Source organism: Rothia sp. 11273D007AR (assembly GCF_053547255.1).
Genome location: NZ_JBPPWJ010000005.1, coordinates 24,980 through 47,655, shown reverse-complemented (window position 1 = coordinate 47,655; position 22,676 = coordinate 24,980). Strand labels below are relative to the sequence as shown.

Sequence of the window (22,676 nt, the reverse complement as noted above, 5' to 3'; positions counted from 1 at the left end):
TGGACTTTTTCGCACTGAAAACACCCCGTTGGAGACGCTTAGGTGTTCACTTGGGCGGATATTCCGACTGGTTTTTGTTTGTGGGCCGGTTGGTGGCGCTTAGCCCCAGCAACGACTACACCCCATAGCAGGCAGAGCAAGCCCAGCAAACCCTAAGCTATATATACGCACATTGATCCGCCAACTAACCGGCGGGCTACTCGCACACTAGGGAACACATGGAACACAAAGACACTTCGGCGCGCCCGTCGAAGCGCGCAACAGCGCGCGATTTTTGGGTAGCTACTCGCACCCAGTTTAAAGCCCCCTTTTCACTCAAAAAACCCAACCTGGCCACCAAAGCCGGGGTGGGCGTCCTCGCTCTTGCCACCGCAGTAACCGTGCTGCCGGGCGCAACTGCATCTGACACCTACACCCCCGACGGCAAAACCAGTGAAACCGCTGCGGCCAGCTGCTGGGAAGCTAAGCAGACCGACCCCGCTGCAACCAGCGGCACCTACTGGCTCTGGACCCCGGAGATGGCAGCCCCCGAACAGTTCTTCTGCGACCAGGAAACTGACGGTGGCGGCTGGGTCATGATCGGCCGCGGCCGCGACGGCTGGGAAGAAAACTACAACGGCAAGGGCAAAGCCTCAGAGCTTTACACCAACCCCGACGGCACCGACGCATTCACCCCCGTGCAGCTGCCCTCCACCATGGTCGATGCCCTGATCGGCAATAGCAAGGTGTCTGACCTCAAAGAAGGCTTCCGCATCCGCCGCGCTGCCAACGCCGAAGGCACCAAATGGCAGAATGTTACCGCCACCCGCGCCAACGCCACCGACTGGACCTGGGCCCTCTCAGGCACCCAGACCTGGCGTGACATCAAATTCCGCGGCGATTCACCGACCGTCACCAGCTCCAACCGAAACTTCTCATCGCTGACCGGCCAGATGATGAAGCCGGTACTCTCCATGTACCAGGTCAACTTCCTGGGCACCAGCGCACAGGGCTGGCGTATGGGCTTTGCCTACGGCCCAGTTGCTCGCGGCTCCGATAACGCCACCACCCACCTCTGGTCCAAGACCGGCGCCAGCCCCCTGCCCTTCTCCCAGGTCTTCCTTCGGCCCAAGCTGACCCAGGCAGACCTGAACCTGAGCGACTACGCTGACGCGGGCGCGTCCGCCTCCACCCGCCGTGCCCTGCCCAACTCCTACTCCGCTAAGGTCACCTGGCGCACCAGCGACACCACCGGCACAGGAACCCTGGGCGAGCTCAACACCTACGTGCAGGCCATCACCCAGGTGGGTAACACCGTCTTCACCGGCGGCGACTTCGCCTGGGTAGAAAACGCTGCCACCGGCGAAAAGGTACAGCAGAAGTTCCTGGCAGGCTACGACGTAACCACCGGTGAACTCGTGCGCACCTTCATGCCCACCTTCAACGGTCAGATTAAGGCCCTTGAAGCCCTGCCCAACGGCACTCTGGCTGTAGGCGGCGAGTTCACCGAGGTCAACGGCGAAAAGGTCGCCGGCCTGGTCATTCTTAACCCCGTCACCGGTGAAATCGACCGCACCTATAACTTCGGTATTGAAAACCGCGGTGCAGGCTCCATCACCAGCGCCCGCACCCTGGATGTGCAGGGCGACTACCTCTACGTGGGCGGTGCCTTCTCCCACGTGGTCAATACCGAAACCGGCGCTACCGGCTACTCCCGCAACGCCGGTCGCTTTAGCTTCAGCCAGAACGGGCCGGACGCCAGCTGGCGCCCCTACCTCAACGGCACCGTCAACGGTCTCTCAGCAGCAGATGACGGGGCAACCGTCGCCGCCGCAGGCTACTTCTCAGAGGTCAACGGCACCAAGACCTGGAAGCTAGCCCAGCTCAACACCACCGACGGCAACATTGCCAAGGCATGGACCTGGGAGCCGTCCTTCCCCACCATCCAGCGCCAGGGCTACCAGAACGACGTTGAGGACGCCGGCGCCACCGTCTGGGCTGCCGGTTCAGAGCACATCATCCACCAGTACGCCAAGAACACCATGAGCCGCCTCTACTCGGCTATCACCATCGAGGGCGGCGACTTCCAGGACCTCTACGAAGACCAGAACAACAAGGTCATCTACGGTGCCTGCCACTGCGGCAACTACATCTATGAGGGCTCTGGCACCTGGATGCAGCCTTGGACCAACAAGGGCTTCTTCAACCTGCAGTCCATCCGCCTGTCTGCCGCCTTTGACGCTGAAACCGGCCGTGTGATCGGCGAGTTCGCCCCCAACCTGCGCGGCCCTCGCGGCGACGGTGTCTGGGAGCAGTTCGTTGACTCCACGGGTACCCTCTGGCTGGGCGGCGACATTAACCGCTCCCAGGGCGCTAACGGCATGCAGCAGACCGTGGGCTTTGCTCGCTTCGCTCCGCGCGATGTGACCGCCCCCGCCGCCCCGCGTTCACTGGCTGTGAGCACCGACGGTGCCACCGACGTCCTGACCTGGCCCTCAGCCGGTCGCAACGTCACCTATCAGGTGCTGCGCGATAACCGCGTTATCGCAACCACCACCGACACCACCTACTCGGTAGCCCACACCGATGACGCCCGCTACTTCGTGCGATCGGCGGACGCCGCAGGCAACTTCTCTGCCTCAACCCCCGTTGCTGTGGCCCAGAAGACCGAGCAGCCTGTAGCTCCGGTGGAGCCCACCGCCGAACCCACTGTTCAGCCCACTGCTGAGCCTACCGCTGAGGTGCCTGCCGAGCCTACTCCGACCGCCGAAGCAACCACTGAGGCCCCTGCCCCGGTAGAGCCCCCGGTTGTGGAAGAGCCCGCTCCCGCTGAGCCCAAGCGCCTTGCTGAGGCTCCTGCCAACGGTACTGTCATCAACAACCCTGCTCCTATTGAGCCGTTTGCGGTTCCGGCAGAAAACTCTGAGCCGGTCCTGGCATCTGGCGATGAGTGGAAGATTGCCTTTGGCCTGAACGCCTGGCAGGGGCTGGACTCCACCTGGCGCGCCACCGACTACAAGTACGACACCGCCAAGTGGTACACCACCTACTCATCGGTTGGCTGGGGCGAACCGCGCGTAGCTACCATGTACCAGTTCTCATCCAGCGCCCAGCCGGTATCGATGATGCTGCGCAAGGAACTCAACCTGAACCTGGCTGCTGGTCAGAAACTCATTCTGACTACTTACGTGGATGACGGCATGATGATCTGGGTCAACGGTAAGGAATACACCCGCCAGAACCTCATCTGGGGCGCCCTGCCCACCTACACCGCCACCCGCGCTGTAGACTTTGGGGCCGCCCGCACCACCCCGCTGGTCATCGAGATTCCCGCTTCTGACCTCAAGCAGGGCAAGAACTCCATTGCGGTGATGGTCAACTCCAACACCAAGGGTGCAGCCACCACCTTCGACATGATTGGCGAGGTGCGATAGGCCTGGTTCTAAAACTGAGCTAGCCCCCAAAAACTCCCCGCTCCTAGACGTATAGCGTTGAGGGGCGGGGAGTTTTTTCTGCGCGAAAAAGCTGGGCAGGTGCCCGGGGCGGACGCCTGCCGGGAGTAAAGTAGGCAGGGTAAACCCCTAAGAAACACAGAGGAGTCATGATGGAACAACTCACCGTCGATGTACTGGTGATTGGTTTTGGCAAGGCCGGAAAGACCATTGCGATGAAGCGGGCTGCTGCCGGCGACAGGGTAGCGCTGGTGGAGCAAAACCCGGCCATGTATGGCGGTACCTGCATCAACATTGGTTGCGTGCCGACCAAGTTCTTACTGGAACAGGCCCACTCCCACCGGGAATTCACCCGGGCCCGCGACGCCCGCAATACTTTCATCGACCGCCTGAACGCCGCTAACCAGAAGATGGTGGAAGGCAAAGGCGTGCTGCTTCTAGACGGCGCTGCCCGGTTCCTTGATTCTTCTACTGTTCAGGTGGGGGAGCAGGTGCAGGTGAGCGCCTCGACCATCATTATTAACACCGGGGCCAGCTCGGGCGTGGAGGTGGGCGGACGCGTGCACGACTCCACCAGTATCCAGCAGCTAGAGCACACCCCGGCGTCACTGGCCATTATTGGCGGCGGGCCGATTGGCCTAGAGTTCGCTACCATGTTCTCGGGCTTCGGTAGCCGGGTGACCATTTACAAGGGCGAGGGGGACTTCCTGCCCGCCCTCGACCGGCACATTGCCCAGGCTGTGCGCGAGCACCTAGAAGCCCAGGGCGTAACTCTTGTTGATGAGCGCGTCTCGGTAGACCAGGCCACAGACCAGCTCGATGATGAGGTGATACTGGTAGCGACAGGACGCTGCCCGGCGGTTGCGGGGCTTGACCTTGAGGCTGCCGGGGTCAAGTACACCGAGAAGGGAATTGAGGTCGATGAACACTGCCGCACCAGCGTTGAGGGTATCTACGCGGTCGGGGACGTAACCGGCGCACCCCAGTTCACCTATGCGTCCTATGATGACCACCGCATTGTGCTCTCAGACCGCTGGGGCGATGGTTCCCGTACCCGCACCGGTCGTCTGCTGCCCACGACCACCTTTATTGACCCGCCGCTCTCAACTGTAGGGCTCACCGCTGAGGCTGCTGGGCGTGACTACAAGGTTGAGGTGCGCGAGTCAAAAATCGCTGACCTGGCGATTGTGCCCCGCCCCAAGATCATGGGTCAGCCAGAGGGTATTGCCCAGTTCGTTCTCGACCAGGAAACCAACCAGATCCTGGGTGCCACCCTCTGGTGCATTGACTCCCAGGAGCTCATCAACACGGTAGCCCTAGCCATGACCCAGAAGATCCCGGCCGGTGCGGTCGGTGAGGGCATCTACACCCACCCCTCGACCTCTGAGGTGTTCAACGCGCTGCTGGCTTAGGTGAGCGAGCGTGCACCAAATCGCTGAGCGTGCGCATGGCCAGTGCACGCTCAGCGATATGACGCACGCTCGGTTAGAGCGCAGCGGAGCCTACCGCCGCCACAGCCGCCCCCACCCGCGCGAGCGGGCTTCAGCGTCCTGAATCTGCCGAGTCAACAAAGCAACCCGCTCAGCCTCTAACTCCAACCTCAGCTCGGCCTTCTCCCGCTCAGACCTCTCCCGCTGCGCTTCGAGTAGGGCGAGGGTGTGCTCGCTCTTGGTCACCACATTGAGCGGGCTGCGCTCGCGGTAGCCGGCTAGCAGGGGCTCGCCCAGATAGGCGTCGGTGCGCTCGATGTTCAGCGTGATGGCCTTAGGGGTTGCTTCTAAAACGCAGTCGGCGGGCAGAATAGAGCGAAATTCAATCATCTCTTCTTTCTGGGTCTTGTTGAAGGTGCCGGTTGCCTCCCAGGCAGAGCGCAGGACGGACGCCACCTCGGGACTGTGCGCGCTGAAGGCTAGGGCGTCCTTGGCGTGGGCCTGGTGGATGGTGTCGGTGATGATGCCGCGGGCGATTTCGTCGCGGTAGCTGTAGGGGGTGAACATTTTGGCGGGAAAGGCCGTTTCTAGCCCAAAGCGGGCCAGGGTTTCTTGCAGAATCTCGGCGGTGAGCCAGACCCAGTTGCGTGAAAAACGCTGAATCTCGTGGGCGGTCAGGTGGTCGAGCCGCTGGCTGAGGGTGTAGACCACGTGGCGGTAGAGGTTGTTGTTGACCGACCCCGCCAGGGAGGTGAAGTTATAGACCTGCTGGTCAGTGGGCTTGTAGTCGCTGGTAATAGAGATGTACCAGACGCGTTTTTTGATGGCTTCTTGCAGCACAGCCCCGTCGGCGTTTGAGGTCAGAATGATGGTTCCCTGCGGGCCCTCAAACCCGTTGGAGCGCAGGTTGGCCCAGTGCTTGATTTTGCCCTGCACCGTTGCCCCGTTCAGGAACTGGGTGCCCACCTCGTCAATGATGAGGGGTGAGACTTCGCCCGATTCCATATAGCTGTTCATATAGTTGATGGACCCGGTTTTAGAGCCGTAGGTGGTTTTGAGCAGTTCTTCAGCCAGTAGGGGAGAATAGTCACCGATGAAGGGCTTGAGGTAGTCGTCAACCATGGTGGTTTTACCCGATGACCCAGACCCCAAGATAGCCAGGAGAACGGGGATTTTGTCGGGATTTTCGCCGGTTTCCATAACCAGGTGGCGGATGCGCCAGAGCACCGGGGCCGTCATGGCAAAGAGGAAGGCGCTCAGGGCCTGGTGGGATTCATCGCGCATCTTGTTGTCCCGGTAGGAGAGTACGATATCGACGAAGGTTGAGGCGTCGCGGGCTGTTACCTCTGCATCGGTGAGCGGGGTAAGTTCCTTCCCCTCGTGGTTGATGAGCAGGGTACCGTCGTCGGTGGCAACCCAGCGGGGTTGCGCACCCGTGATGGGGCTGGCGTCCGCCGGGGCGACCTGCCTTTGTCTGAGGTGCACGGTCTGCAGGGCCTTGGTCGCGGCGGCAGGGGTGCGCGTTTTACCGGCGGGGGTGTAAGTGGCTTTGAGAGTGTGCAGGACGACGGGGTCACCCAGCTGGTAAGTTGTGGTCACACTTTCGGGGGTGGCTGTGTCAGATTTTTCCTCGCGCAGGAGCTGGCCGATGGTTTCGCGGTGTTCGGTGGGTAGGAGTTTGGCGTCCTTGATGATGCGGGTATCGATGATGCTGGTGCGCTGCTCGGCGGTGCTGGCCTGACGGAATTCTTGCACGGTGCTGCGGTCGAGATAGTCGGTGGCTTCGACCTCGAAGTTTTGGGTGAAGAGTTCGGTGTATTCGCGCAGATAGGCGGCGTCGTCGGGGCTGTCGAAGCGACCCCGGTAGAGGGTGTTGTGCTCGTGATTCTGGGTCATGGCTGCCCGGGTGAGGTTCATGGACCCGGTGAGAATCGCAAACTCGTCGGCCGATGTGAGGATGAAGTACTTGGAGTGAAAGAGCTTATCGGCGTTGTATTTGAGGTGCACGCGGCCGCTTTCGAGGGCGTAGAGCAGGGGCTCGCTGGCGGTTTCTAGTTCGCGGACGCGCCGGGTTGGGTCGAAGATTTGCCGCAGCAGGCTGCCGGTTTTGGCTTCTTCAAGACCCAGAATCAGCTTGACCTGCTCGAACCTCTGGCTGAGCTGTTCAATCGTAGCGAAGGAGGAGACGAAGCTGACCCCGTGAAACTCTGTGTAACCTGCCGTGAGCTCCCAGAAGTCCGGCCCGTAAAGCATGGTGCGGGTGTTGAGGTCGAAGACGGTGAGCATGAGTATGCCTTTCAGCTAGTGGGTGGGGTGTGTGGTTTACCCAGTAGCATGACAGGCTATTGTGAACAGGGTGCAAATGGCGGCAAGATGGCGAGAAGATGTCTGGTAAATGAATAATGAAAACTTTTAGTCGCCGGTTTTCCGCACAATGCGGCGAAATCAAGCGAGCGTGCGTCATATCGCTGAGTGTGCGCATAGTCGGTGCACACTCAGCGATATGACGCACGCTCGGTTAGGGGCGCAGCGGAGCCAAAAATTTAGTGTTAGAGAAAAACGGTTTAATTAAACTGCGTTATACCCACCGTCTACTAGATAGTAGGAACCGGTGACAAAGCTGGCAGCATCTGAGAGCAAGAAAGCCACGACATTGGCTACTTCCTCAGGAGTGCCAAGCCGTCCCATGGGGTGTTTAGCAGTAATTGCTTTAAGGGCATCATCACTGACGTTCTTCAGCAGTGGAGTATTCACGTAACCAGGACCAACAGTATTTACCCGTAGACCCAACGGTGCATATTCTACAGCCGCAGCCTTAGTAATTCCGTCCACTGCATGCTTAGTTGCTGTATAAGCAGGGGATCCAATTGAGGACGTGCGGGAATGGATAGAACCAACATTTACAATTGCGGAATTCTCAGGATGCTTGAGCATTTCTTGAGCCTGGGCCTTGATGCCGTAGAAAACGCCATTGAGGTTGATATCGATAGCCTTGTCCCAATCAGCAATATCGATATCTTCAATCTTGCCAGTAGGGCCGGTAATGCCCGCGTTATTGACAGCTAAGTGCAGGGCTCCATACTCTTTGACGGCTGTATCAACTACCTTGACGTGATCATCGTAGATAGATGTGTCAGCCTGAAGGGCTGATGCTGTGCCACCGGCTTGAATAATGATTTCAGCAGTTTCTTGTGCAGCATCAAGATTGATATCAGTAACTAATACGCTCGCTCCTAACTCGGCAAGTTTGAGCGATATTGCGCGTCCTAGCCCGGAACCGGCCCCTGAGACTGTGGCTATCTTTCCAGTGAAATCTATCATGGTATTTCCCTTCAAGTGGTGTCATCTTTGACGATACCGGTCGATGTCGTGCTACATCGTCTGGTACTTGAAGCCTACACCCATTTAGTTCATTAGTAAACTAAAATTTATAGTTAAGACTTTGTAGACACTCTAAATGAGGCTAGCTTATCGCTTCTATAGTCACCCTAAACTGTGCAGATGAGCTGCGTCGTCCTCACCCTGCTGGGCCAATTTCAGGCTTCGGCATCCGGCTGCTGCCCATCATGGGGCTGCCAGGCACAGTCTGTTAGCTCGAAATTCGTGAAGACAGCGGTAAACGATGAGTCTTCGGGGGAGCAGGCGTAGACCCCAAAACTGATCTCTTCACCCGCTTCAGCCAGGTGGCAGATGCGCATCTGGTGCCAGGTGGTGCCATCGAGAGAGTTCTCAATGCGGAAGTCCTGGCCCCTGCGGCTGAGCCGGTACCACATGTAACCGGTTGATGCCGGTATCTCTGTGGTAGCCCAGTCGGAGTAGCCGCCGTTGGTGACGACCGAACCCAGGTGCTGGAAGTCCTCATTCTCGTATTCGATGGAACCTTTGATCCAGTTTTCACTGTCCAGGTAGACAGCTACGCCGCACTGGTCAAAACGATGCTGGGCGGTATCGAAACTGGCCTTGACGATAAAGGAAAAGTACCGTTCTCGGGTTCTGGTTTGCAGGACCGGTGCGTTGTCGTTGCGGAAACGGTAGTAGGTGCGTTGCCAGAGGTCAGTGCCGGGTTCGGTGGTGATTTCTACCCGGTCTCGGGTGACGGTGTAGTGGCGGGGTGGGCGCGTCCAGGTGAAGGTGGTGAGGTCCATGTCTAGTCTCCTTGTTCTCCGTCGATATTTTCTCGGAGCAGGTCAGCGTGGCCCAGGTGCCTGCCCCACTCTTCAATCAGGTGCAGGGCAACCCAACGGTAGCTGAAGCGGGTGCCGTCCTTGAGGGTACCTTCGCTGAGATCATCCCAGTTGCGCTCAGCCAGCAGCTGGCGGGTAGCTTCCATACTGGCCTGAAGGTTCTCTAGAACCTGGGGAAGGGGGAGGGATAGGTGCCAGTCGGCGTCCGCATCCTGCTGCCAGTCGAAGGACGCCCACGGCTCAGGTAGGGTGCGGCCGAGCAGGATTTCCTCCCGCCAGTAGTCCTCCACGAACCAGAGGTGCCCGGCCATACCGGCTAGGGTCATGCTGCTGGGGTGCAGGGGAGTTGCAAGGACGGCTTCGTCCAGCCATCTGCCATCCGCGCCCTGGAGTTTGCGCAGGAAAATCTCCTGCTGAAAACGGATATAGCCAAGCACCAGCTCCTTTTCGGAGCCGGTCAGGGGCGGGTCAGTGAAAGGGGTTTTCATAGTCTCAGTTTACCGGCGGTACAACGAGCGTGCGCCATTTCGCTGAACGTGCGCATGGCCGGTGCACGCTCAGCGAAATGACGCACGTTCGGTTAGGGAAGAGGGGATTGTTAGTCCCAGCTGGGGTTGGCCAGGTCCACTCCGGCACGTTCAGCCTCTGCCTCGATAGCGTCGGCCAGCCACTGGGCTAGGCCGGACTGCTGGGACTCGTAGTAGCTGGTGAACCGCTCATCGGTAATATAACCGCGTGAGATCAGGTAATGCTTGGCGGGGGTGACGGGGAAGAACTCGCTCAGCAGCTGACGGTGGGCGTGGACGAGCTCGCCCGCCTCGGTGCCGTCCGTCGGCAGGTTGCGGCGCACGGCATCCGCTAGTTTTCCGTCCAGCTCAGCGGCGCGATTCTTGTAACCGGCCCAGTCGGCCTGGCTCCAGCTAGCGGTGCGCTGCTGGCTGATAGTCCAGTCGTCCGTACCGGCGTAGCGTTCCTCAGCTTCGGCCTGGTAGCTGGCAAAGTTGGCATCGCCGAGAACTTCGCCGATTTCGGTGAGGGTGAGTTTCTTGTTCGTCATTTCGTTCTCCATGAGGGTGTCGATAGCAGCAACCATAGCGGAAAGCTGTTGTTGCTGGTCCATGAGGGCCTGGCGTTGCCTGCGGAGGTGCTCCAGGCTGGTTGAGCTACTGGCCAGGGCTTCTTTAATGTCGGTGAGTTTCATGCCGGTTGCCCGGTAGATAAGGATCCGTTGCAGGGTCGCAATATCGTCGGGAGTGTACAGCCGATAATTCGACCAGGTACGTTCAGCAGGGGCAATGAGTCCGAGGGATTCCCAATGGTGCAGGGTGCGCACCGTGACACCGAGAGCCTGCGCTACTTCCCCTACTGTGTAGAGGGTATCTTGATCCTTCATGCTTCCATTGTGGGGCCTAACGTGGCGTGAGGGTCAAGCTCGGACTAAGTTAGATATTGACCGTAGCGAAATTCCTGATATTGGTGGCGGAGACGTTGAGTTCCAGATTGCATAGCAGTTACCCTGAGCGTGTTGCCCTCGCCCGTAAACGGCGGGGGCATACCCGTGTGTCTTTGGCACAGGAGTTAGGGGTGACAGACCGTACTACCCAGAAGTATGAAAAAGAGGGCGCCCCTGATTCTGTGGTCAGCCGGTTGGCTCATGTTCTTGGGTACCCGGTTGAGTATTTTTCACGTCAGCCACAGGTGGCGGTTGAGGTTGATGCTGTTAATTTTAGGGCTGGTCGTGCGGCTACTCGCAGTGCGCGTGATTCTGCCCTTGCAGCAGGCGTTACCGGTATTGAGATAATGCAGTGGGTGGAGGATAAGTTCACCCTACCTTCAATTGTCGTGCCTTCATTTGAGGGAATAGCCCCGAGGGTAGCTGCTCAGTTGCTTCGTGAGGAGTGGGGTCTAGGTACTAGGCCCTTACCGAATTTGGTGCAGTTGTGCGAGTCGCGGGGTATTAGTGTGATGGTGCTTCCAGACGCTGCCATGCAGGTTGATGGCTTCTCACTCTGGTATGAGGGTAAGCCCTATATTTTTGTTGCTCAGCAGAAGACTCCCGAGCGAGCTAGGTTTGATATTGCTCATGAGCTGGCCCATCTTGTGCTGCACCGGTTTGCTCCTGTTGATAATTCTTCGGCGGTGCAGGAACGCGAGGCGGACGAGTTTGCGTCTGCCCTGTTAATGCCTGAGTCGCTGTTGGCTGAGTATCTCCCTCAGAATGCTTCGGTGGACGATCTTGTAGAAGCTAAGTACATTTTTCAGGTGTCTGCCTTTGCCTTGGCAACCTCTTTGCATAAGAGTGGGCGGATGACTGATTGGATTTACCGCAAGGTGTGTATTGAGCTAACACGCCGGGGGTATAGGGACGGCGAGCCTGAGGGCATGGGAGCATTTGAACAGTCCAGGCTTTTCCCGCAGGTGTTTGCTGCTGATAAGGGCGGTGCTGTGACGGCTGAGCGTATTGCTGTTGATCTTGCGGTGCCGGTTGACGATGTGCTGACCTTGACGTTTAGTACTCGTCTGCGACTGGTGCAGGGGGAGGGCAAGGTCGAAAAGCACGGTGAGAGCGGACGCCCGGCCCTGCGCGTGGTGCGTTAAGTTGAACCCGATTTGTTAAAAGTTACGGTGTGTGTGCAATTTCGGTTGTTGTCTTGCCGGGGTAACTGACGGCGCTATTTCTGCCGAAGGTCCTTGTCCGGCAGGGCGGGTACTAGCTCGAAGAAACGCTCAGTCATGGCGAGCATTTTGCCTGTTTTAACGAAGCCAGCGATGGTGCCTTCACTGAACCGCTCGCCGCGTCCTGCCATGAAGAAATAGAGGGTGAGGTCAGCCAGGCCGCATTCCTCAATGGGGGCGGGGTCCTGGTGGTTCTTCAGCCAATTGCTGTAGGGCTCGGAGCCAACACCCATGACGTCGGACAGGAAGGTCATGGCGTCAAAGATTCCGTTCCACAGCCACGGGGGAACTTCCGAATATCCCCGGCAGGCGGGGGAGTCCTCAGCGGGGCTTGTTTCTGCACCATCTTTTAAGTTGTGGTGCATGAGGGAAATACCGTCGAAAAGCTGTTCAGCAGTTTTGTTGTCTCTTAATCCCATATACCTATTAAGCCAGATTAGAACAGAAAATCGAAGGGATATCAGCGGTTCGATGTTCAGTAGATATCTTCGATATTGCCGGGAAGTCCACGGTGCGGTTTGGGTGCAGGGTATTGCCCGATTTCACGGATGATTTCGGTATACCAGCCTCCAGTACTGCCGGTCATAAGTACAACACCTAAGAACCTCTTGTTTTCAGAACTATTTCTGAATAAGCTGTTTGTATGTCTACTCTTACCTACGCTCGAACCTTCAATTCCTCAGAGCTGAGCCGCAACCCTAAACCAGTTTTTGAAGCGGTTGAGTCTCAGCCTGTTCTTGTGACCCGTCGTGATGGTGAAAACCTGGTGCTAATGACTGAGCACGAGGCAGACGAGCGTCGCGACATGTTTGCAATTGCAGCTCAGATTATTGCTGCAACAACACTTGAGGGTGGTTCACTGGCTGAACGTATGGCCACTGTTTTCCCCTGGATGTTAGCGCTCGATACTGGGGACCGTGAGCTTTGCGCCCGTGAACTGATCGACACTGCCCGAGCTGCTTTTGCTACCAACCAGCCAAAGACTTTGCTGGTAGGGGTAACGAGCTGGTTTGAGGCCGCAACTGCCCTTGCTGCTGGGCTGGATGAAGTGGAACCTGAATGGTTGCCTGAGCCTGTGAACTTAGAGGTTCCTTGAAAAACTTATTGCGTTAGCTGTCACTAGCGGAAGAATAAGCCTGTCTAATATTGCTATGATAATCGAAGATGTATTCGAGAGGTGGTGCATGATGGCAGGCCATCAGAATCTTGCTTCAGGAACGAAGTTCCACAGCCGGTGTGACGAGTGTGTAGAGACCTTGAGGCTTATTCAAAAGTCCCACCCGCAGCCAAAAACACCAACCCCCGCACCACCGCAAACACCCGCCCATACAACCCCAACGGCCGCCTAAACCCCGTATGAAGAATCCGCCAAGTCTTGATGTGAGCGATAACCCGCTCCACCACCGACCGCAGCCGATTCAGCACCCGATTATTCCGCCTCTGCTCCCGACTCAGCCGCTGACCCGGCTTACGCCTGGCCGGGGTAGCCAACCCCAGCCCCACATAGCCCTTATCAGCCAGAGTCGAAGAATCCAGCAGCTGATCTAGCCCGTGAACCTTGAAGGCATATGCATCATGCCTAGCCCCAGGCAACGGGTCAGTGATGGCTAGGAGTCTGCCATCGAGGGTGCAGATGACTTGGTGGTTGAATCCGGCTCGTTTGTGCTTTCCAGAGAAATTTGTTTTACCAAGTGAACGCCAATTCCACGTGGGTATCAGAGTCCCGTCAACTACTAAGGACCCGGGTGCTTTGAGGCTTTCTTTCAAAGGCTGAGTCAGCGGAGTGAGAATCTTCTCCAGGGCCTTTTCGATGGTGTTGATAGCTCGTGAGACTGTCGATTGAGAGACAGCAAAAAGTTCTGCGAGGAGTTCTTCGGTGAGGTTGTGGCGGTGGTAGAGCAGGGTGATTTTGAGGGCTTGGGTGAGGGTTAGCGCTGGTGGTCTTCCGCCTGGTTTTGACCAGGTGAGGTGATGGGTGAGGGCTGTGTGTAGTGTGGCGAATTGCGTGGCTGTGAGGCCGGTTGTACGCTGGTGTGGCAACGGTCTTGTCCGGTATGGCTTGAGGTTATTTGTAGAGATTTAACGCTCATATTTTTGCCGCGGGTGGGGCCGTTGTCTAGTTGGTGGGTGTGGGGTGCGTGTCTACTTTTGAATAAGCCTCCTTGCCAGCGATCAGGTTTCACCTGGACGAGGAACGGCAACTGGAAGCAATCGACAGGCATATTACTTGTTCTTCGTTTTCCAGGAATAATCCTTTAGTTGTGCAATTCAGTGTTGGATTAATGGCCTACCATTCACCTTCAAAAGATGTGGTTGATGTGATTCGAGCATGCTCAGCTCACGAGAACTTCCACTACCATGTTGGTGATTATCTGAGGCCCAAAAAGAAGCTACCTGCTCGGGGCATTCGAGTATTAAATAGTGCTGAGGATAGCCACGAAGCGTATGATGAAGCTTGTAGCTACGTTATTGGTGAAGCGTTTGAAAGGTGGCGAGAATGGCATCCGAGAAAATAATTATGAAGAGAGCTCAACTGGCGGCGTCATTTAGCCGGGCCGCCAGAACAACCGTCGAAGGTAAGGCATTTGTTGAGGCGGTCATGGAAAGCTCTCCTGAACAAGCGGAGCTAACGGTGGTTCCTGCTGCTGCTGAAGAGTCCGCAGTTCTAACTTTTCACCGGATCGAACGGCTAAACGTTCCTGTTGTCGTGTTGGTAACCAATGATGGGAATGAAATTGTTGCGCGTAACCTGTTATGGAACAGTCAAGAAGTTAAGACTAGCTCCTACACCGATATCTCTACAGAAATCACAACCTTGGACTGGATGAAGTCTATGGATGAAACTCCAGGTCAGAACTTTGCTGTTACTGGTTCTGAGTTTGCAACTAGAATCAATTCTTTAGCCACTTTGACTGTGGCTTGAAACCACTTATTCGCTTTACCAAAGAAAGACTACTGTACTGTGCCTAACGCTTCTGTAGATTTTGTTGCCGTTGATTTTGAGACTGCAAATGCGAGCCGGGCTTCGGCTTGTGCAGTTGGTTTGACGGTGGTGAGGGGCGGCCAAGTTGTAGAGACTGTGTCGTGGTTAGTGAAGCCTCATGAGTCTGTTGCTGATTTTCATCCCTTAAACGTGAGTATCCACGGTATTACTCCTGCAATGGTTGAGGCTGATGGTGTGGGATGGGTTGAAACTCGCCAGAGAATGTAAGAAATTATCGATGATCTGCCTGTGATTGCTCATAATTCGGGCTTTGATCGGTCAGTGTGGAATCATGCCAATAAGGTTGCTGGTATTGATGAGTTAGCTCCTGATTTTTATTGCACATTGAGCTTGTCTCGTAGGTTGAGTAAGACTGGTGTGATTGAAGGACTGGACCAACACCGTCTTGATGTTCTGGCTGAGTTCTTTGGGCTGGAGCAGCTTCATCATCATGAGGCTGGCGAGGATTCCTTGATGGCAGCTTTGGTTGCTTTACGTTTGGTTGATCTTGTGGGGGCGTCTTCGGTTGAGGACGCTTGGGGCGGGCCAACTAGTTCAGGCATGATTCGTGCTGACCGTGTTCCGGTGCCTCGTAAGGTTCGACGAAATAATGTTCCGTCTGTTGTTCCGGTGGCTCCTGCGCCGGAGGGAATAGCGGGGGAGACTTTTACCTTGACGGGTGGGCTTGACGCTATGACTCGTGAGGAGTGTTGGGGTGCTATTGAGGCTGCTGGTGGCTTTATTGCAAAGTCGGTGACGAAGAAAACCACTGTCTTGGTGATTGGCGCCGGAGCTGAGGAAAGCATGCCGCCTTTGCTGGGTGAGAACCGTAAGGAGCTTAAGGCTATTTCTTTGATTGAGGCGGGGCAACGAATTGCGGTGATTGGGGAACCTGATTTGCTTGAGCTGCTAAATGAAAACTTAACCTAGTTTTGATGAAATATATCATCACAGCATAGGTCAGAAATAATTGGCAAATGCTACATTTGATTTAGTTATTGCATTAAAAATTTTGCTTTCACTATTTCTGCTTAATCTTGCCATGTGCATTTGATTATGGTGAAAAATCGATTGAGTCACATGAGTTTGGGTAGATTGAAAAAGATTCATCGATGGTGCTGTGTTTGATGTAACCAGGGTCATTTAAATATATTGCTTTAAGTGAATCTTTTGAAAAATCAAGTGGAATGATATCTGCAATAGGTTTTGATCCTTCATCTGATGTTTGAATTAAGCAGCTCTGTCCTAAGATGGCGGAATCAGAAACGATAACTGGAGAGAGGAAAGTTAATATTATAGAAACTATCACTGGAAGCTTTTTAGATATTGATTTTGTGTATTGTTGCAGCTCGCCTTTTGAGGGAATTCCTGCAAAAATTATTATAAGAGAAATGATGAGATACGCAAATGATGTAATGAGTCCGGGAACAATAAAACTTTTAAATCCGAGAATGTAATTAATGTATGCAGAGGTGGATAGAATAAAGAAAGAGGCTAGAACTTGGGCAGTTATTGTCTCTGTGTACGGTGGAATTTTAGTGATAGAAAAGGTTTCTTTGAAGTAGAAAATTGCGCGACTTGAAATTCCTTGGCTAGGGTAGTAGAAAAGCGGTGAAGCGCAAAAAAATATAGCTAATACTATTGTAGATAGATTGGATATCCACCATGAATTCAAGTCAATGCTTTTTATAGCTTCGCTAGCAAGATAGTAGTCTCCACCTGTAAGCTTTAATGCTGATGAGAATATTATGATATTTGCAATAATTACTAAAAGGGGGAGCGCTTTTAGGGCGCCGAATAGATTTTCCTGATTAATAAATTTCAATAAATTTTTATTTTGCGAATCTCGTGATTCTTTTTGAGTGTTATCCATGCTTTATATTTTTCGGTCAAATATTTTTGAAAACTTCATTTTGTTTGTTAAATTTTTTTATGAAATTGCTCTGAGGGATTGGTATGGTTAAACTTGATAACTGTGTTTTATTGATTGAGGCAATTCCTGTGGTTTGTTTAGCACTTCTTAGGAAGTGTTTACGAGCTCGAGGGTCAGATAAATAACCCTCTACGAACTCAGGGGTAAGCCCTGAGTCTGTGTGTAAACGTACGCGAAAAATATGGTTTTGGTGGATTACTTCTGGCAGCTCATCATTCCAAACAGTACCACGCCCCAGTTTGTCAGGGTCCCCACCCTCGGTAAGAATGATATCCCCTTTTTGTAGACGGTATTTTTCAATTTCAGCTTCTGTAGCTTCAATTGTTTTCACGTTATCCAGTTTGAGAAAGCCTGATTGAACATTTGCCACCGCCAGATAGGGGACTTCCCGGGTAGCTTGATTGGTTTTACGTCCCTTGGTGATACCCGCAGTAATATCAGCTACCTCGCCTAGCTTAACCACGTTCTCGTTGTAGGCACCGAATAAGTCATGGAAAACTGCTGATTTAAGTTCTTCGAAAAGCTCCTGCTGGCGCTCACGCTTTTGTGAAATTAATCTTGTTAGAGTGAATTCAGCTGCAATTCTCTTTTGTTCTTCGAGTGGGGGGAGCGGAATAAGAGAATCTTTCACTACTCTATCGCTGATAGCCGGGTAGCTAGCGCCAGTAGCTAGGTTTGCCATGCTATTTACAAATGTAGGAGAGCACACCCAAGAGAAAAGATAAACAGGGTCCAGTTCATCGGTAGGACGAAGGACCGAAAATCCTGTTGAGCCGATGCATCCATCAAGCTCATCTGGAACAACAGCTACAGCATTTAAATTGGGGCGTACCGTGGATACGAGAATATCTCCCTTTTTGAGTAACTGTTTAGCGCGACTTGGAGCTTCTGTTGTTAATATCTTGCTGGCCCTAGTTATGATTTTCTTCTTGTTGTCGATTGAACTTAAATCTACGTACTGAAATGATTCATCCGAGAAGTTTTTTGAAGTAATCTTTTCAATTTTATGGCAGTAATCACCGAGCCTCACCGTCCTTGTCTCGCTCACAGCCCCATCACCTTCTTCAGCTGCTCAATGTGCTCGCCAATTTCGCGCTGGGTCTGCTCCAGCTCCGCAATAATCTCCTCAGGGGAACGGTAGGCTACCTCTTCAAAAACCAGCTCCTTATACCGGTTAATAGAGAGGTCATAGCCCTGCTCCACAATCTCACTCTTAGGAACAGTAAAAGACTTCTCCGTGCGGGCCCGCTCACGTTCAGCCCCATCACGCTCAGCCCAGCGCTTCAAAACCTCCGGCAGGTCATTAGCCTCAACCGGGTTCCGCTTATCATCCAGACTGAACCCATCAGCCTCAACATCAAAGAACCACACCTCGTCAGTGCCACCCGAATTCGTCTTTGTAAAGAACAAAATCGCGGTCGAAACACCCGCATAGGGCTTAAAGACACCCGAAGGTAACTTAACCACAGCGTCCAGCTTCTGGTCCTCAACCAAGGCGCGGCGAACGTCCTTATGAGCCTTCGACGACCCAAATAAAACACCATCAGGCACAATCACAGCAGCCCGACCACCGGGCTTCAACAACTTCAAAAACAGAGCCAAAAACAGCAGCTCAGTCTTCTTGGTCTTAGCGACCTTCAACAAATCCTGGCTCGTGGCCTCATAATCCAAGCTTCCCGCAAACGGCGGATTCGCCAGAATCAAAGAATACTTCTCGGCGTCCTCACTGGCACCCTCACTCAAAGAATCCCGGTAGCGAATATCAGGGTTATTCACCCCGTGCAACATCATATTCATCGACCCAATACGCAACATAGTCGAATCAAAGTCATACCCGTGGAACATACCCCCATGGAAATGCTCCCGGTGCTTCGCGTTCGTAAACGGGTCACGATTCTCACGCACCCACTCAGCAGCCGCCACCAAAAAACCAGCCGTACCGCAGGCAGGGTCCACAATGACGTCCTCAACATCAGGCGCCATCATCGCCACCATCAACTCAATAATGTGACGCGGAGTGCGGAACTGGCCATTACGACCCGCAACCGACAAATGCGACAGCAGGTACTCATACAAGTCACCGCTTGTATCAAGATCATCAAGCGTAATAGCATCAAGCTGGTCAACAACCTTAGCCAACAGGGCAGGGGTAGGAACCTTAAAAGTAGCGTCCTTCATATGCTGGGTGTAGGTAGACTCCTCACCACCCAGCTGAGCCCCCAGATTACGCAAAAACGGAAACACACCCGAGGCCATCACATCGAACATGACCTGCGGGTCCTGATTCTTAAAATTCTGCCACCGCAACAGCTCCTGACCCTCACCGAAGACCGGGTTCTCCACCGGGCGGCCAGTCAACCGAGCTTGCTTCTCAGCACGAGTTTGCGCATCATCCAAACGACGAATAAACAGCAGATACGTCAGCTGCTCAATAACCTCTAGCGGGTTAGAAATACCGCCCGAATAGAAGTCATTCCAAATACGATCAATACGCGATTTAGTCTCGCCCGAGATTGCAATAGCCATAGCTCTAAGTATATGGGGTCACAAGCCCCTACACCCTGCTAAGCTACCTCGGCCGTAGCCCTGATTCGGTTGAGAATCGAGACAATCTCAAAGGCGTCATCGTCCCCAAACATCTCAAGCGGGTCACCCAAGCTCACATAGGGGTCCTCGTAGAGACGCGACGGGTCAACCGTGCCATTCTCACTCAGCTCATCCACAATGCGCTGCACAAACCGAATCTGTGTTGCCGAATACCGCGACTCATCCAAAAAGACCGCAAAAGCAGCCCGGGCCTCGTCCTGGCTCAAACCCACCAGCGAGCGCACAAACACACCCAGACCCCCGGACTCACGCGCCACCTGCACATTTGCCGGCCCGCCGATACCCGAAGCGTCGATCAAATCAGCCAGAGCCGCAAAATCCTCGTCCGTCAGCTGCTTGCCGCGAAGAGCCTTCTGCACGGCAACCGCATCCAGGTGTTCGCGCAGGTACTCCTGCATTTTCTGCTCAAACCGCTCCTGGTTCATGCCTACCTGGGTGCGAACTACCTCGACCTCTACCGGGTCGATAAGCTCGTCCTGAAAATTGGTGTAGACAATCTTCTTCTGGCCCTTATCAAGCAGGTGGGTGACACCGCGCAGCTTCTTGCGCATGAACTCCAGCAGGGCAGGGGAGACATCCACCCACCAGTCATCTGCGGCCAGCTGTTCCAGGTGGGGCAGGACGGCCGCGATGGCAGGAACCGCTGCCTTAGTCAGCAGGTCTTCGGCGAGGGTCTGGGCCACCTCTTTGGTGCGGGCCAGTGCGGCAGAATCATCGGTGAGGGCAGAGAGCTGGGCCCCGAGCATGAGCAGGTCAAACTGCTTGGCCTCCAAGGTTCCTTCAACCGGCACAGTTGAGGCAACAGCCCCCAAACTCAGCGCCAACTCGGCATCCGCCTCAGAAAGCTGCGCCCAGGCGTCCGCGGATGCAAAGCGCTCCACCGCAGCCCGGTGGGGGCGCACCAGCACATTGCCCATATCCAACCTGCCCACAAAGGCAGCCAGGTCAGAGCGCACAGCCACCGCGTAATCGTCCCCAGCACTCACGGTGCCAGAGCCCACCAGAGCCCGGGCCAGCCTCACCCGGGTTTCAAACACCCGCTGAGAGACAGGCTTAGACAGCTGGCCTTCAGAGCCGGGCAGATCCTGGCTGAAATACTCCAGGTTCTGGCAGAAATCGAAGACCAAGAAGTCCGTCTTATCGGCCCCGGGGCCAAAAATATCGGGAGCCAGGCGGGTGCCGCGCCCCAACATCTGCCAGAACTTAGTCTTGGCTCGTACCAGCTTGAAAAAGACCAGGTTCAGAATCTCAGGCACATCAATGCCGGTATCGAGCATATCCACACTAATGGCAATGCGGGGCAGAGACTCCGGCTGCGAGAACTTCTCAATCGCCGACTCCGCCGCATACGTGCGGTTAGTAATCACCTGGGCATAGGAGCCGCCGTAGCCGGGGAAGAGCACGTTAAACCGCTCATAGATAAAATCAGCGTGGGCCTGGTTCTTAGCAAAAATAATGGTCTTACCTAGCAACTCACCGTCAGCAACCCGGTAGCCGTGCTCCATGAGCGTGGTCAGCACCTTATCGACCGTATCGGCGTTAAAGAGAAAACGATTCAGGGCTTCGCTGGTAATTTCTTCGGGCACAGTATCACCCCAGTCGGCAGACTCCCACTGTTCTTGCTCCGCCTCACTCAGCTGATTGTAACGGATACCCTCACGCAAGAAACGGGTTCCCACGCTAAAGCCCCGCGCCGGCACTAGATAACCGTCGCTTACCGCCTGATCGAGGGTGTAGGCGTCGGTCGGCACGCCGGCCTCCAGGTCAAAGAGAGCATAGGTATTAAAATCAACCTCGTCCTTAGGGGTAGCGGTAAGCCCCACCAGCAGGGCGTCAAAGTAGTCAAAAATCGCCTTGTATTTGGCATAGACCGACCGGTGAGCCTCATCGACCACAATCAGGTCAAAATAGCCGGGGCCGAATTCGCGCAGGGTAGCTTCACCCTCAGCCCGGGTGCGGTTAATGATGTTTAGCATAGTAGGGTAGGTGCTGGCATAAACCCGGCCATTGGCCTGCTTATCTTCAACCAGATTCACCGTAGCCAGGTTGGGAAGGTGAGCCTTGAAGGCCTTGACCGCCTGGTTGACCAGGGCAGTGCGGTCAGCAAGGAACAACACGCGCTTGACCCACCCGGCGCGTGAGAGCAGGTCCACCAGGGCGATGGTTGTGCGGGTCTTACCAGAACCGGTCGCCATCACCAGCAGGGCCTTACGACGCCGGGCATCAAAAGCCTCAGCCACCGAAGCAACAGCCCGCAGCTGATAGTCGCGCCCAGCAATCTCAGTATTAACCTGTTGCCCGCTCAACTGCTGGCGGCTGGTCCTGCGCTCAATCAAGAGGGCCAGCTCATCTTCGGTGAGGAAACCCTGCACCTCACGCGGAGGGTAACCTGCAGCGTCATCCCACAGGTAGTGGGTATAGCCGTTGGTGTAGAAAATAACCGGGCGGACGCCGGTCGCCGCCTGGAGCGCGTCCGCATATGCTTTGGCCTGGTCGCGACCAATATCTACTGACTCCCGGGCCCGCTTGGCTTCGACCACGCCGAGGGGGCGGCCGTCCCTGCCCCACAGCACATAATCAACCCGGCCCGACCCGCTGGGAGTGGGCAGGCCCGTCACCGGGTACTCACGGTCCCGCTTATGAGCAAGGGGCCAGCCAGCCTCACCCAGGAGCAGGTCGATGAAGTAGTCGCGGGTTTCAGCCTCGTTATAGTCGTGGGTATCGGGCAGGGGTCTAGCCGCCTGGGCTTCAGCTAGCTGGGCGCGAAGACGCTCTAGCTCGGCGTCCATAGCATCCACCCGCGCCTGGTGCTTAGCAGCCAGTCTCTCCAGCTCAGCCGTGCGTTCGGCCTCAGCCTCAGCCATGCGCTGCTGGGTCAGAGCTCGCTGCTCTGCCTGGCGGCGCAGCGTGGGAATTAGCTGGCGGTCAAAAGACCTGCCCACAGGAGCTAAAGCCGGGGTTGCCGAATGGTTGTACACACCCCAGACCATCAGATGATACAGGTCGGTTACCGCCCGTTCGGCGTCCCGTTCAGAAAGGACCCTCCGGGAGTTATGGGCCGCATCGTTTCCCAGGTGGCGGATAGTCTTGAACTTCAGGCGCTTGTCATTATCGAGAAATACAGAGAAAGCCTCATTGCTGGTCAAGGTCGCCAGCGTGGCCTGCTCTGGGCGATAAATACCCCGCACCCGGTAGATATACTCAACCAAACCCTCAATAGCCCGCCGGGCGTAGAAACAGGCGGTGGGCGCGTCCGTCACCAAATAACCCTCAGCCTTGGCGCAATCCTGGTAGAGCTCCGGTAAGGCCTGGTGAACAAAAGCAAAGTTAGACATAGCGCCTCATGACTGTGCGAGAAGGTGTAGGTGCAATCACACATATTTTAGCCTGGTCAGCGCTTGGAAGGGGACCTCAAAACCTCAAAGGGACCGC

18 protein-coding genes are annotated in these 22,676 nt (G+C 55.3%); 7 read left to right on the top strand and 11 right to left on the bottom strand.

What is annotated here, in order from left to right; all coding sequences use genetic code 11:
• Positions 1–218: 218 nt before the first annotated feature.
• On the top strand, positions 219–3,413 hold the full coding sequence (locus ACED88_RS03845; protein WP_449108776.1) for a fibrinogen-like YCDxxxxGGGW domain-containing protein: 3,195 nt from the start codon (positions 219–221) through the stop codon (positions 3,411–3,413).
• 167 nt (positions 3,414–3,580) lie between these two features.
• Entirely contained in the window at positions 3,581–4,843 is a 1,263-nt protein-coding gene (locus tag ACED88_RS03840) for an FAD-dependent oxidoreductase (RefSeq protein WP_449108775.1), read from the top strand.
• Positions 4,844–4,933: 90 nt separating this feature from the next.
• Here ACED88_RS03840 and ACED88_RS03835 read toward each other — a convergent pair whose 3' ends face one another.
• From ACED88_RS03835 to ACED88_RS03815, 5 genes are all read right to left on the bottom strand, one after another.
• Positions 4,934–7,147: a phospholipase D-like domain-containing protein gene (locus tag ACED88_RS03835; protein ID WP_449108774.1), complete on the bottom strand. Its 2,214-nt coding sequence runs from the start codon at positions 7,145–7,147 to the stop codon at positions 4,934–4,936.
• Between the two features lie 282 nt (positions 7,148–7,429).
• The gene (locus tag ACED88_RS03830) at positions 7,430–8,182 is read right to left on the bottom strand and encodes an SDR family NAD(P)-dependent oxidoreductase (RefSeq protein ID WP_449108773.1); all 753 of its coding nucleotides are present in this window, start codon (positions 8,180–8,182) and stop codon (positions 7,430–7,432) included.
• Between the two features lie 215 nt (positions 8,183–8,397).
• Positions 8,398–9,006 (bottom strand): DUF1349 domain-containing protein, encoded by a 609-nt coding sequence (locus ACED88_RS03825; RefSeq protein WP_449108772.1) that lies wholly within the window; start codon positions 9,004–9,006, stop codon positions 8,398–8,400.
• A gap of 2 nt (positions 9,007–9,008) precedes the next feature.
• Positions 9,009–9,533: a mycothiol transferase gene (locus ACED88_RS03820; RefSeq protein ID WP_449108771.1), complete on the bottom strand. Its 525-nt coding sequence runs from the start codon at positions 9,531–9,533 to the stop codon at positions 9,009–9,011.
• A gap of 110 nt (positions 9,534–9,643) precedes the next feature.
• Complete coding sequence (locus tag ACED88_RS03815; protein WP_449108770.1) at positions 9,644–10,438, bottom strand: MerR family transcriptional regulator; 795 nt, start codon at positions 10,436–10,438, stop codon at positions 9,644–9,646.
• Between the two features lie 167 nt (positions 10,439–10,605).
• Between ACED88_RS03815 and ACED88_RS03810 the strand changes: the two genes are divergently transcribed.
• Positions 10,606–11,643, top strand: coding sequence for an ImmA/IrrE family metallo-endopeptidase (locus ACED88_RS03810; protein WP_449108769.1), 1,038 nt, complete (start codon positions 10,606–10,608; stop codon positions 11,641–11,643).
• Between the two features lie 74 nt (positions 11,644–11,717).
• On the opposite strand, the gene ACED88_RS03805 is transcribed toward ACED88_RS03810, so the two are convergent.
• Positions 11,718–11,975, bottom strand: a complete 258-nt coding sequence (locus ACED88_RS03805) for a hypothetical protein (RefSeq protein ID WP_449108768.1) — start codon at positions 11,973–11,975, stop codon at positions 11,718–11,720.
• A 389-nt stretch (positions 11,976–12,364) separates the two neighbouring features.
• Here ACED88_RS03805 and ACED88_RS03800 point away from each other — a divergent pair, with 389 nt between their 5' ends.
• The gene (locus ACED88_RS03800; protein WP_449108767.1) at positions 12,365–12,817 is read left to right on the top strand and encodes a prevent-host-death protein; all 453 of its coding nucleotides are present in this window, start codon (positions 12,365–12,367) and stop codon (positions 12,815–12,817) included.
• Between the two features lie 167 nt (positions 12,818–12,984).
• Here ACED88_RS03800 and ACED88_RS03795 read toward each other — a convergent pair whose 3' ends face one another.
• Complete coding sequence (locus tag ACED88_RS03795; protein WP_449108766.1) at positions 12,985–13,761, bottom strand: transposase family protein; 777 nt, start codon at positions 13,759–13,761, stop codon at positions 12,985–12,987.
• Between the two features lie 457 nt (positions 13,762–14,218).
• Here ACED88_RS03795 and ACED88_RS03790 point away from each other — a divergent pair, with 457 nt between their 5' ends.
• From ACED88_RS03790 to ACED88_RS03780, 3 genes are read left to right on the top strand one after another with little or no spacing between them, the layout of a single operon-like run.
• Positions 14,219–14,644: a hypothetical protein gene (locus ACED88_RS03790; RefSeq protein ID WP_237185629.1), complete on the top strand. Its 426-nt coding sequence runs from the start codon at positions 14,219–14,221 to the stop codon at positions 14,642–14,644.
• A gap of 39 nt (positions 14,645–14,683) precedes the next feature.
• Positions 14,684–14,932: a hypothetical protein gene (locus ACED88_RS03785; RefSeq protein ID WP_449108765.1), complete on the top strand. Its 249-nt coding sequence runs from the start codon at positions 14,684–14,686 to the stop codon at positions 14,930–14,932.
• 21 nt (positions 14,933–14,953) lie between these two features.
• Positions 14,954–15,634: a hypothetical protein gene (locus tag ACED88_RS03780; RefSeq protein WP_449108764.1), complete on the top strand. Its 681-nt coding sequence runs from the start codon at positions 14,954–14,956 to the stop codon at positions 15,632–15,634.
• Between the two features lie 124 nt (positions 15,635–15,758).
• Here the strand turns inward: ACED88_RS03780 and ACED88_RS03775 are convergent, their stop codons facing one another.
• The 4 genes from ACED88_RS03775 to ACED88_RS03760 are packed head-to-tail and all read right to left on the bottom strand — an operon-like array spanning position 15,759 to position 22,579.
• The gene (locus ACED88_RS03775) at positions 15,759–16,577 is read right to left on the bottom strand and encodes a hypothetical protein (protein ID WP_449108763.1); all 819 of its coding nucleotides are present in this window, start codon (positions 16,575–16,577) and stop codon (positions 15,759–15,761) included.
• Positions 16,578–16,593: 16 nt separating this feature from the next.
• The gene (locus ACED88_RS03770; RefSeq protein WP_449108762.1) at positions 16,594–17,685 is read right to left on the bottom strand and encodes a restriction endonuclease subunit S; all 1,092 of its coding nucleotides are present in this window, start codon (positions 17,683–17,685) and stop codon (positions 16,594–16,596) included.
• Positions 17,682–19,163: a type I restriction-modification system subunit M gene (locus tag ACED88_RS03765; RefSeq protein ID WP_449108761.1), complete on the bottom strand. Its 1,482-nt coding sequence runs from the start codon at positions 19,161–19,163 to the stop codon at positions 17,682–17,684. Before ACED88_RS03765 ends, ACED88_RS03770 begins: the two co-directional genes overlap by 4 nt.
• Before the next feature lie 38 nt (positions 19,164–19,201).
• On the bottom strand, positions 19,202–22,579 hold the full coding sequence (locus tag ACED88_RS03760) for a DEAD/DEAH box helicase family protein (protein WP_449108760.1): 3,378 nt from the start codon (positions 22,577–22,579) through the stop codon (positions 19,202–19,204).
• Positions 22,580–22,676: the final 97 nt, after the last annotated feature.